Consider the following 12,052-nt stretch of genomic DNA (forward strand, 5'->3'; position numbering starts at 1 on the left):
GCCTTTTTACAAGACCCTTTATTGCTAAAAAATACACAATAATTGCGGAGGAAACATGAAGAAAAATATTTTCATTCAAAACATGGAGCAACAGCGCTATGCGGAGATTACCAAACCGCTTTACGAACCCGTCCCACGCATTCCGTTGGGGGTTGAAAACTGCGGAAACGCCCGAATTTTTATGCAATTTAAAAGCATGGAAACCACCCATCGGGGTTTTGTGTGCATGTATGTGGATGAGGGCGAGGGAATCATTTCGTTCGAAAACAAACACATTTCTTTAAAGAAAGGTAATCTTTTATGCTATCGGGCAACCAACGCAATAATTAAGCTGACAGCCCTTAATCAGTCCTGGTCCTATAAATGGATTGACATCAACGGTGATGCCTCTCTTTTTTATTACCGCGAAATTTGTAAGGATATGTTCCCCTCGGCAGTCATTTACAACATGCCTCCCGACACCTTTTTTCATTATTATAACAGACTGATAAAAAATCTGCTGATTGAATCCAAAAGTGCCTGCTTTAAAAATGCTTCTGTTTTAACGGAATTTTTAACCACCATTCTTTCGGGTCCCGAGGCACTCCCCCGGGAGGAAGGCAAATACGCCAAAAATTTTGCTACTCTTTTTACATATATGGAAAAGCACTATTTCAACCCCTTGACCATTGATGATTTGGCTGCAGTATTCGGCTTCAGCAAATATCATTTTATCCGTGTATTTCAAGAGTACACAGGTGTTTCTCCCATGAAATATCTTTGCAAGCTCAGAATCGGCAAGGCGGCAGAAAGCTTAGTACTTTCAGACCGCTCGGTAGACGAAATTGCACGCATTGTGGGCTACAACTCCACCTCCCATTTTATCAGCTATTTTAAAGAAAACACCAACATGACACCTCTGCAATACCGAAAGAATTACAAGAAATAATATCAGTATAACTTAAAAAACATATCACTATAGCAATATACACATATCCTGTCAAACTGTTATACTAAAATAAAAAAAGGAGCGATGCTTATGAAAAAACTATGTCTTTTGCTTGCAGTTTTAATGATTCTACCCTTGTTTTCTGCAATCATTCCTGCAAGTGCACAGGAAAACGTAAAAGTCGTTTTCAACGGTACACCTATGAAATTCGATGTGCCTCCCGTTATTTTAAACGGCAGAACGCTTGTGCCTCTCCGTGCAATTTTTGAAGCACTGGGCGCAGAGGTAACCTGGGATGATGCCTCCGAAACCGCTATCGGCGTGCGCCGTGGTGTAAGAGTTTCGGTAACGGTTGACTCCTCTGCCGCAACCATCAACGGCAAGGCCGTAACGCTTGACCAACCTGCTGTTTTAATGGATGGCAGAACTTTAGTGCCTCTCCGTTTTATCTCAGAAGCTTATGGCTGTGAGGTAGGCTGGGATGATGCGACACAGACGGTCAGCATTAAAGCAGAACCTGCTTATGCGGCACATCATATAAACGTAAAAATGTTTGAAGAGCTTGGTACCTGGAAATTTTCAGGTAACATGATTGTGGGTACCCAGACAGGTCTTGAGGAAGGTCAAAAGCCGGAAGAACTTTCCCAGGATGCTGTTGCAAACGTATATATCGACACCCCCGGCAAATACAACCTTTGGGTACGCGACCGTGACTATGCCAACAACCAGCCGGGCAGCCGTTTCTTCCATATCGCGGTAGACGGCGTTCGCCAGGATAAGGTTTTGGGTGCTCACGGTCAGGAAGGCTTCCGTTGGACATTTGTTTCGGAACTCGACCTCACCGAAGGCATGCATGCCTTTGCTTTACAGGACACCTCCTGCTTTTTTGCCCGTTGCGAAGGCTTTTTCCTGACACAGGATTTAGACTACACGCCGGCTGAAGATGCGGAAGAACTGGCTAAGGTTGCTGTACCTGTAAGTGATTTAGACAACATTCCCATTTCGATTTATCCCGGTTGGAGTAAGCGTGAAATGGAAGATACAAAAACCGTAACCATCGGCAATGATACCACCAAAATTAATTTTTATGAAGGTATTGGCTTCCGTGGTGCTTTGGTGCAAAACGAAATTCTTGTAAAAGACAAAAACGGCAATTTTAAATCCGTAAAGGCAAGAAACGAAGAGCTTGGTGTGCTGATGATTTCTGCCGACAAAAGCGTCTTTAAAGGCTACACAGGCTCTACCTCCGAAGAGGTTGGCGGTGTGACTGCAGAACAGACCATCACCTTAAAGGGCGAAACCTTTACAGCCGCAACCGATAGCCTCTACTTAACAGGTGTTCCCACCTGGTTTATTCCGCAGTCGGTGGAAAAACTTTCGGATACCGAAGCAGTGCTTTCTTTTGCATCCCAAAACGGTGTGGAATTGAAAGTGACCTACAGCTTTGACACCGTAAGTCCTGACCCGAAGGTTACAATTGACGCAACCTTTACAAAGGACGGTGCGCACTCTTTCCTGCTCTATAGCGGTGACGAGCTGACCGACGGAAGCTATGAACAGGTAACCGCACCTTTCCTATATGTAAAAAAATATGTGCCCGATACCGCAACCATGGTACCTGCCTGCTATCTGTTTACCCCCATGGCAACCTTTACGGTAAACAAAGACGGTGCGCTTCTTACTAAAGGTATTGCCATGGATCCCCAGTCGGTACCGAGAAGTGTGCCATATCCCGAAACCTCACCTTTCTGCTTAACCTTAAGAACACCGACAGGCAATCTGCGCGGTCAGTTTGCGGCACCGCAGTTTGGTACAGAAGAAGCAAACTTTAAAGCAGGCGACAGCTATTCGGTATCTTATCGTATCATCAATCGCTTTGATGACTGGTATGAAACCTACACCCATGTGGTAACCGATATTTATGACAACACAGATATTCGTGAAAACGTATACGGCTCGCTGAATGATGCCATTTACAATCTGGACAAATTAATGTTGGATGACATTTACGGCGGTTGGGATGCCAAAAATATGGGTTGGTATAATATGGAAGCAAAGGGCGTTTCTTCCCAGGCAAACTTCATGACCGCTGTACAACGCTACTTACTTACAGGCAACGAAGATATGCTGGAAAAACGTGCGATTCCCACTTTGGCAAACCTGCTTTCCCGCATAAATGCACATTTCTGCAGACATGACATTGAAACCACCTATACCGATGCACCTACCGTTTTGGCAGAAGCACCCAAGACTGGTAACGCGGCAGTTTATGCAGGCCTATATGAAATGTCCCAGGGCAGAATGCCGTTTCTGCTGAATACTGCCGTTTCCAAAAAGGCTGTGGGTGCTGACGTGGACGGTATTACCGCACAATCTGCTTTCTTACGCATCACAGGTGAAGAAAAATATCTCACACAGATTAAAGCAAACGCAGATGCGTATATCAACAAAACCTTTAATCCCGACGGCAGCTACATGAACGGCTATTTTGACCAGGCATTTGTATTTGGTGACTATCTGCCCAAGGTTGCAGCCTTTATGTACGCGTATGAAGAAACGGGCGAACAGAAATATTTAGATGCCGCACACGATGCTGCAAAATTACTCTTAACCGCAACCTGGACAACAGGTTACCATAATGGCTACGGCAGCGCTCCCTATGAAATCGATCCTGCCGCAACTGAGGCTTTACACAAAATCCGTGCCGACAACAAGGATTCCAACTGGTTCATGCACGGTTTGACACAATGGAGACTGGGCTATCCTTACGGCGTTTACGGCTTAACCTCCGAAAACCCCGTAAAAATTCCTGCCGAAACCGTAAAAGGCTTCCAGCCTACCCTTACAGGCTTTGGTACCGAGCATCCGGTAACCCCGGCACACGGCAACTCCATCACCATGAACACCTGGGCACCCTTCTTACAGAGACTTGCGCTCTACACCGGTGACGAATACTTAAATACCCAGGCAAGAAACGCTTTAATTGGCAGATTCACCAATTATCCGGGTTATTATCAGGACAGATACATTACCCATCAGCAACAGCCGAACTACCCCTACGAGGGTCCCGATTACACCTTGGTTTACTGGCATCATATTCCGGTATTCCAGTCCATGCTTGAAGATTTCTTAATCTCCAGTGCCATTTACCGTTCGGAAGGAAAGTTAGAAATCCCTGCACTCCGTCAGCACGGCTATGCATACTTCCTGACCCAACAGTATGGGCACAAGCCTGCAAAATTCTATGACGAAGACGGCTTATGGCTGTGGCTGGACAAAGGCGTTATTACCCCCGACAGCGTAAATGTAGACTATGTAATGGGCAGAAAAGACGGCAAATTTGCAGTTGCTCTGATGAACGAATCCGCATCCGATCTTACCACAAATGTTTCTCTGGACGAAAAGCTCCCCGCGGTTTCGGGTGATGGTGTGCTTTATGACAAGGACGGTAACAAATCTGCGCTTGCATTAGGCGACAGACAGTTTACCGTAACCATTCCTGCAAAGAGCATGGTAACCGTTATGCTGAATGTACCGACCCTTACTGCACCATCTTATGCATTGGACGAAATCCGCTACACCCTTGACAATCACAAAACTGTAGCAGAACATACCAACGGCTATGGCTATGCATTACAGCTTTCTCCTGAAAAATATTATGCATATCTGTATGTAACCGACATGGCAAAAGACATGAAGGCTTTGCATGCGACCTACACCGTAAACGGAAAAACCGAAACGAGAACCATTTCGGAATATCCCTTTGAAACCATTATTCGGGTAGATGGCAGCGCACCCATTCAGTATACCTTAAAGGCTGAAATGGCAGACGGCAGCACCAAAAACTACGGTGGTGGCACATTAGAGCCTCTTCCGCAGGGTGCAGAAACCAATATCGACGGGTTCAAAACCCCCGAGCCTGCCGATTGGGGCAAAACAAAAGTTGTTTCGGGTACCTTTATGGGTGTCGGCTCTGCAGGCGGTGTATTCCGTATGGTTGTAGACAACAAGGATATGCCTTTTGCGGTGGAAGCTAACAACTTAACCTGCTGTAAGGTTGCCGCAACCGTCACCAACACCGAAACAGGCGAACAGAAGGTTCTTTACACCACTTTAGCGGGCAACGAAATCCGTCCTACAAATATTGTTCTTTTAGGACCGCCCACCGAAGAAGTGCCCCTTACCAACTTTAACAAACCCAAATGGGACGTTCAGTTTAACATGTATCCCGTAGGCACGCCTGATAAAGACGTGATTGCACCTGAAGTTGACTTTGAAGTGAAACCCGAAGAGCCGGAGCGCGAGCCGGTTGAGCTTAAAGAGCCGCTCACCGTTCCGCTTCTGGGCATGGGCGTAAACGTGCAGTTCCGCGGTGTGGTTGAATTCAAGAACATTCCCTTTGACATTTATGAAAATGCATTCAAAGGCTATCGGGCAGAGGTGACCATTACCGAGCTTGCAACCGGCGAGCAAAGAGTTTTGAAGAACGTAATCTTAGGCAACGAAATGCGTTCGACCAACACGGTTATCCTGCTTGACTTTACCAAAGAAGTTCCGTCCCAGAATTTCTCTTACGACAAGTATAAGGCAACCATGACCATATATCCCAATAAATAATTTAAAAAGGAGCTGTAATAAATTTACAGCTCCTTTTTTAAACTATTAATACTGCTTAATGAAGGTTTCGCACTCTTCCAGCGGAAGAGGCTTGGAATAGTACCAGCCCTGAATAAAATCACACTGGGACTCGGATACAAGAGCGTTTTGTTCTTCTGTCTCTACCCCCTCGCAGATAACAGACAAATTCAAGTTGTGCGCAAGTGCAATAATGCCTGAAAACAGCTCTTTCCCGCGCTGGGTACCGGTTTTGAGCAGAATGTCGCGGTCAATTTTAACCACATGAATCGGATAATCGCAAAGGTTTGCAAGGGATGTGTAGCCGCTTCCCAAATCGTCCAGATAAATTCTGAAGCCCAACTCTTTGCAAAGCTCCACATTCCGTTTTGCCGTTTCACGGTCTTTTTCAATCGCATCTTCGGTAATTTCGATTGCAAGCTTTGATTTATCGAAATCATAGTTTGCCGAAATCTCCTTCAGCTTGTCAATACAGTCCTCTTCCGAAAGCGTGATGCGCGTAAAATTGCAGGAAATCGAAATATCCTTATACTCGGTATCCTTCCACTTTTCCAGCTGACGGCAGGCAAGCTCAAACATATAAAAATCATGCTTGCTGATAAGTCCTGTTTCTTCCATTTGCCCGATATAATTGCCGGGACCTACGATTCCGCTTTCAGGCTTATCCCATCTCGAAAGGGCTTCCGCGGAAATGATTTTTTTGTCCTTGTTATCCACCACAAACTGCAGATACATTTTAAATTCTTTGTTTTCAATGCCCTTTAAAATGCTTTCAAGATGTTTTTCGACTTCTGTTTGCTTCGCCTTGCTTTCCTTCTTCCCGGCTTTCTTTATAGCCGTCTCGCTTTGCTTTCTTATATTTCGGATACGTAAAATTAATGCTATAACAAACGCAGATTGCACCAAAATAACAACCAAAGCCAATATCAGAATTAACTTTTCCATGTTATTCACCCCATGAATAATATATTATTTTCATTTTTTAAATACTATTTGGTCTTTTTTTGTGCTTTTTACGGTAGAAGAGATGATGTATTTTGGTCTGCCCTTGATTTCTTCATAAATCCGCGCAATATAGTACCCTATAATACCCAGACTGATCATGATGATACTACCGATAAAAATAGTGATAATGATGACAGTTGTCATACCCTCAAGGGCTCTGCCTATGATTTTATCTATCAGTGCCCACACACCGAAAACAACTGATATGGCAAGCATTACAATGCCCAGAGCCGTTACGATTTGCATAGGTGCGGTTGAGTAAGAGGAAATGTTGGAAACTGCATATTTCACCAGTCCGCGGGTAGACCATTTTGACTCTCCGTCCACCCGTTCTGCCACATCATACTCAACCGTTGCTTTATGGTAACCCACCCAGTAGGAAATGGCTCTGAAAAATCCCCGTTCGGGCATTTTATTAAGCACATCCACCACCTTTCTGTCCAAAAGCTTGAAGTCGGACGAATTTGCCATATCAAAGCCTGCCATGCGGCTGATTGCCGAATAGAAAAGCTTTGCACCCAGCTTGTGTGCTTTCTTTTCCTGCCCGCGTGTTGTTTTGATGCCTTCCACTATTTCATAGCCCTGCTCCCAAAGACGGTACATTTCGACTATTTTTTCGGGCGGATGCTGAAGATCGCAGTCAATGACCACGGCACAATCGCCGTTTGCGGCGGCAAGACCTGCAGAGATGGCAGATTCTTTGCCGAAATTTCTGGAAAAATGCAGACCTGAAACGTTGTCCTTTTCTTCCGAAAGTGCTTTGATAATCCGAAAAGTCTGATCCTGCGAGCCGTCATCCACAAAGATAATTTCGCTGTCAATTCTGTTTTCCGAGAGCAACGCATGTATCGTGTCATATGCACGTCTGATACACTTTTCTTCGTTATAAGCAGGAATAATTACCGATAACATAAAACACCCCCTACTGTTTGTCAAACAATGCTTCTAATTGTGTAACCGGCATGGGACGGTAGAAATAATAGCCCTGCAGTATGTCGCACCCTGCCTTTACAACTGTTTTTTTGTGTTCTTCTGTTTCTATACCTTCACAAAGGGTCTTAAACCCTAAGTCATGTGCCGTTCTGATGATATTTTTCAGAATTACAAATCCCGCCTCTGTGGTCGCATTTTGTGTAATTGCCTTATCGATTTTCACAATGCTGATATCAAAATCAGTTAAATCGCCAAAGCTGGTGTAGCCCTTGCCGAAGTCGTCTAAGAGTATCAGGATACCCTTTTCCTTCAGACGTGCCAGATTCTGTATCATTATCATCTTTTCCGCTTCGTTCAGGTTTTTATCTTCTAAAATTTCAACCGCAATGCAGGAATAATCAATCCCGTATTTTCCTACTACATTTATAATGTTATCCGCAAGATTCGGGTCACAAAGAGTGTAGCGCGAGAAATTGATTGTGTAGACATACCGGGTGCGGGTTTCCTTATCGCTTGCAATCCATTTGCAGTTTTTTTCAAAGATATAGTAGTCAAACTTTTCATTCAGTCCCACATTATTCACTGCCGAAAGGAAATGATAAGGGGTCAGCACCCCTTCGGTTGCAGAATTTAAGCGCGACAGCACCTCTGCACCTATAATTTTATCCGTTTTGGCATCCAGCATCGGTTGATACTCCAGAAAAAATTTGTTATTTTCGATTTCATTCTGTATATTGTTTTCAATTTTTATTTTCCGTTCAAAAGCTTTGCCGTTTGAGCTGTCCCACTGACAATACAGAACTTTTTTATCCGCCGCCATGCTGCAGGCCTGTTTCGCTCTTGCCAGTGCTGTTTTAAAGGATACATCCGTTGCAGCCGTCTGATGATAGCCGAAATGTACATGCACCACATTCACCGCACCGTGGCTGATAAACACTTCGTTGATTTCACGGAAGCACTTTTTGATGTGATTTTCCAGAACCGAAGCTTCGAGAGTATTAAATGCAACAAAATTTTCGTTGCCGTAAAGAGCCATCTCACCGTCTGCCTGCAAACACAAATGGCTGAACAAAATCTTCTTAAGTTGCGCATACATTCTGTTCACCTTCGACTCCGAATGCAGTCTTTGCATGCTGTCTAAGGATAGCGAAATATATACGAGAGAACGGTTTTTCCGCATTGCTCCTGATTTTTCAAAATCATTTTCGATTTTACTTATACCGCAAAAGCTTTTCTCGGCTGTTCCTTTGGCTGTTTTTACCGATTTAACCGTAAAATACAGCCCGATAATGCCCATTACAAGAAAAACAATTGCAAGCATGGTTATAATCACATAAGGGTATTCAAATATCTGCGATTCAAAAAAATTCATTTTGTAGGCACCTGCTATCTCTCTTCAAAAATTGGGAACTCTTTTGTTCCTGCCGTCTGTTTAAGACCTGTCTCGTTTGCTTTTTGCATACACTTTTCAATATCCTGCCTTGCCGTTTGTTTTCTTCTGTACACTTCTTGAATCAGAAATACAGGGTTAAAGGAAAGCATGGCTTTTATCACATCCGCCTTTGGCACACCGCACCGCTTGTATTCTGCAAGAATTTCAAGCAACGCGTAGTTTATATCCCTTTTGGCAAGGCTTTTTTTTGTTTTGGCTCTCAGCCATTTTGCATATTCTGAAAATTTTGTGATATCGGCATTTTCCTTAAAATAGATTCCGCTGATATAAAAAGCTTGCATCTGCCCGTCCATACCCTCTGCCATTGCTTCGTAATAGCTTTGCTCCACTTTAAGCACTTCGGTGTGCTGTCGCTCTTGGGTGGTGCTGGTGATTTGCTTATCATGAAGCCGATAAATCAGAAGGCATTCGGGCAAAATCTCCATTTTCTGCTTTTCCATTGCCATTCTTGTCCAAAGTTCCAAGTCCTCGGTACAGGTAAGTGTAGTATCATACGGAAGCTTTTTCATGACCTCTGTTTTTGCAAACACGCCCGGGTGCAGAATGGGGTTTGCCACCAAAAGCATGGCACGAATTGCCTCGTTGTCACACCGACCGCCTGCTCCGCCCGACATATATACGCCGTTTTTTAAGGTCATAAATCGGCAGGACGACAACGCGATATCGCTGTGTGCCTCCATAAATGCATATTGCTTTGCAAGTCTGTCGGTCAAACAGATGTCATCTGCATCCATGCGCGCGATGTACTTGCCCTTTGCAAGCGATATGGCTTTGTTTAAGGATGCGGGAAGTCTTAAATTCACTTCATTGGTATGCACCCTGATTCTTTCGTCTTTTTGCGAAAAATCCTGAAGGATTTGGGCGGTAGAATCTGCAGAGCAATCATTAATCACAATCAGCTCCCAGTTTTTAAAGGTCTGCTGTATAACACTTTCAATCGCTTCTTTCAGATACGCTTCGCCGTTATACACGCTCATGATGACCGATACAGCCGGATTCATAGACTTTTCACCCTTTCCTTAAGATTTTTTTGATGTTTTTACATGCATTTAAGAAATAAAACGCAATTTTGTAAAGGTTTTTCTGCATCAGAAATACAGAAATTTTGCTTTTAACAGATATGTTTTCAAACTCTGCCTGCGGAATCAGTTTGGCATGCATCGAATTTTTGACACTTTCACGGATGGCTCTGATGCTTTTAAAATGATTCCCTTCTGCTGCCGATGCCAATATTGTAAAACACATGAAGCAGGAATACCTGCTTTTTTGTTTTTCAAAATCAGAAAGCTTTACCGCATCGCTTTTTTCAATTTCGCGGATTACGTTTTCCACAAGTGCAATTTGCTTTGTATTGAATTCTTTGGACAAGGAATCCTCCCGCACCGTGTAAAGATACGCGGTCTTTTTGCTGATATACACACGCTCTGCGTGCAGATAGCAGGGCACGGTACAGCACAAATCCTCCCCTAAAGATATTTTTTCGTTTACCGCAAGCTGATGGGGTGTGAGCAAGGTTCGTTTTACCGCTTTGCCCGACAGATAATAGGAAACATGATTCATATCCTTGTCCATCAAAAGACGCGGATAAATGTATTGTTTGATTTTATCTTTTGTGTATAAGCCTTCATCCAGACCATCGTCCGTAAGGTTTACCGTCTGTCCGTTTTTTACCCAGCGGTAGGCAAAGGATACCATGTCACAGTCTGTGTCACAGATGATTTTTTTGGCACACTCTAATGTATCCGCTTCTATCAGGTCGTCTGAATCCAAGTTGAACACATATTCCCCCGAAGCGACCTGTATGCCTGCCCTTCTGGCACTTGCAAGACCGCCGTTGGACTTGTGAATCACCTTCACGCGTGCATCTTTCGCTTTATAGCTGTCACAGATTGCAGGACAGCTGTCAGGAGAGCCGTCGTCCACTAAAATCAGCTCAAAATCAGAAAAGGTCTGATTCAAAACACTCTCAATGGCACTTTGTAAATATTTTTCAACCTTATAGACGGGTACAATTACCGAAAAAAACATAAATTTTCTCCTATTTGCTTCTTAAGCCGACCAGAATTTTCAGCAAAAGAAACATTCTGTATTTCATGCCGTATGCAAACACGCGCTGTTTAAGCGGAAGTGTGCCTAAGGGGTAAGTTTTAAGGGTGCTTACCGTTTGCGGATGGGTGCAAACTGCTTTTAATCGTTTCTTTAAGTCGGAAAACTTTATTTTGTTTTCTGCCGCATACAGAATTTCCTGCGCACAAATGACTCTGCACATTGCCTGCCAGAATCTGTTTATGTAAATCCGATATTCCTCGGGCTTGATGTCTTTTTCAAATCGCCTTTCGACCTCTTTTATAAATACAAGGCTTTTTTCAAAGCGGTCTTTTTTATAGGCTTTGGAAATGGAGGAGGCGTTTCTGCAGTAGTGATAAAATGCTTTGCGGATACCGGTGGCTTTTCGGATGCAGGCGATGTAATCCACCATGAAAAGTGCATCCTCTGACAGCATTTCCCGCTCGGATTGAAAGGACAGATTATTTTGCTCGATAATCGCTCTGCGGAACAGATTTTTCCAGATGCTCATGCCGTATTTGCTGTCATCTGCATCCTCAGGCGTTGCCCCCACAATACCCATGCGGAGTTTTTTTAAGCTTTCTTCGGTATCAAAATGTGTATCTTCTTCAAAGTAGGTTTTCCGTTCGCATTCGCCCTTTTCGCTGAACATATTGCCGTCTACGAACAGCACGCCGGACATCACCAAATCAGAGCTGTACTGCTCCGCTTTGTCGCAAAGGGTCTGAAACATTTCGGGTGCCACAAAATCGTCCGAATCCAAAAAACCGATATACTCACCCGTTGCCATCTTCAGCGCTGTATTTCTGGCATACCCTGCACCTTCGTTTTCCTTATGTATCACCTTTATACGCGCATCCCTTTCCGCTTTTTCTTTACAGATTGCAAGGGAATTGTCGGTGGATGCATCGTCCACTAAGATAATCTCTATCTCCTGAAGCGTCTGCTTCTGCAGGGAGCTTATACATCTTTCAAGATATTTTTCTGCATTATAAACGGGAACAATAATGCTTACCTTGGGCTGTGGCAAT

Annotated in this window: 8 protein-coding genes; 2 read left to right on the plus strand and 6 right to left on the minus strand. The window is 44.0% G+C overall.

From position 1 onward, the window contains the following. Positions 1 to 55: 55 nt before the first annotated feature. Positions 56 to 928 carry a helix-turn-helix transcriptional regulator gene (locus IJE10_00485; protein ID MBQ2966584.1) on the plus strand — a complete coding sequence of 291 codons (873 nt, stop codon included), beginning with the start codon at positions 56 to 58 and terminating at the stop codon, positions 926 to 928. A gap of 90 nt (positions 929 to 1,018) precedes the next feature. Beyond that, complete coding sequence (locus IJE10_00490; GenBank protein ID MBQ2966585.1) at positions 1,019 to 5,545, plus strand: hypothetical protein; 4,527 nt, start codon at positions 1,019 to 1,021, stop codon at positions 5,543 to 5,545. A gap of 45 nt (positions 5,546 to 5,590) precedes the next feature. Here IJE10_00490 and IJE10_00495 read toward each other — a convergent pair whose 3' ends face one another. Genes IJE10_00495 through IJE10_00520 form a run of 6 tightly spaced genes read right to left on the minus strand, consistent with a single transcriptional unit; the run spans position 5,591 to position 12,051 of the window. Continuing rightward, complete coding sequence (locus IJE10_00495; protein MBQ2966586.1) at positions 5,591 to 6,508, minus strand: EAL domain-containing protein; 918 nt, start codon at positions 6,506 to 6,508, stop codon at positions 5,591 to 5,593. 30 nt (positions 6,509 to 6,538) lie between these two features. Beyond that, complete coding sequence (locus IJE10_00500; protein ID MBQ2966587.1) at positions 6,539 to 7,480, minus strand: glycosyltransferase family 2 protein; 942 nt, start codon at positions 7,478 to 7,480, stop codon at positions 6,539 to 6,541. Between the two features lie 10 nt (positions 7,481 to 7,490). Next, entirely contained in the window at positions 7,491 to 8,873 is a 1,383-nt protein-coding gene (locus IJE10_00505) for an EAL domain-containing protein (GenBank protein MBQ2966588.1), read from the minus strand. A 14-nt stretch (positions 8,874 to 8,887) separates the two neighbouring features. Continuing rightward, a complete protein-coding gene (locus IJE10_00510) occupies positions 8,888 to 9,955 on the minus strand; it encodes a glycosyltransferase (protein ID MBQ2966589.1) in 1,068 nt (355 codons plus the stop codon). A 7-nt stretch (positions 9,956 to 9,962) separates the two neighbouring features. Then, positions 9,963 to 10,982, minus strand: coding sequence for a glycosyltransferase family 2 protein (locus tag IJE10_00515; protein ID MBQ2966590.1), 1,020 nt, complete (start codon positions 10,980 to 10,982; stop codon positions 9,963 to 9,965). Between the two features lie 10 nt (positions 10,983 to 10,992). Then, entirely contained in the window at positions 10,993 to 12,051 is a 1,059-nt protein-coding gene (locus tag IJE10_00520) for a glycosyltransferase (GenBank protein ID MBQ2966591.1), read from the minus strand. Position 12,052 lies beyond the last annotated feature (1 nt).

The sequence above is a fragment of the Clostridia bacterium genome (assembly GCA_017410375.1).
In the GTDB taxonomy this organism is placed as follows: domain Bacteria; phylum Bacillota; class Clostridia; order RGIG6154; family RGIG6154; genus RGIG6154.

What these genes read in the sequence shown, in the direction of transcription:
- IJE10_00485 (MBQ2966584.1), top strand. Translation starts at nt 56, where the DNA reads ATGAAGAAAAATATTTTCATTCAAAACATGGAGCAACAGCGCTATGCG.
- IJE10_00490 (MBQ2966585.1), top strand. Translation starts at nt 1,019, where the DNA reads ATGAAAAAACTATGTCTTTTGCTTGCAGTTTTAATGATTCTACCCTTG.
- IJE10_00495 (MBQ2966586.1), bottom strand. Translation starts at nt 6,508, where the DNA reads ATGGAAAAGTTAATTCTGATATTGGCTTTGGTTGTTATTTTGGTGCAA.
- IJE10_00500 (MBQ2966587.1), bottom strand. Translation starts at nt 7,480, where the DNA reads ATGTTATCGGTAATTATTCCTGCTTATAACGAAGAAAAGTGTATCAGA.
- IJE10_00505 (MBQ2966588.1), bottom strand. Translation starts at nt 8,873, where the DNA reads ATGAATTTTTTTGAATCGCAGATATTTGAATACCCTTATGTGATTATA.
- IJE10_00510 (MBQ2966589.1), bottom strand. Translation starts at nt 9,955, where the DNA reads ATGAATCCGGCTGTATCGGTCATCATGAGCGTGTATAACGGCGAAGCG.
- IJE10_00515 (MBQ2966590.1), bottom strand. Translation starts at nt 10,982, where the DNA reads ATGTTTTTTTCGGTAATTGTACCCGTCTATAAGGTTGAAAAATATTTA.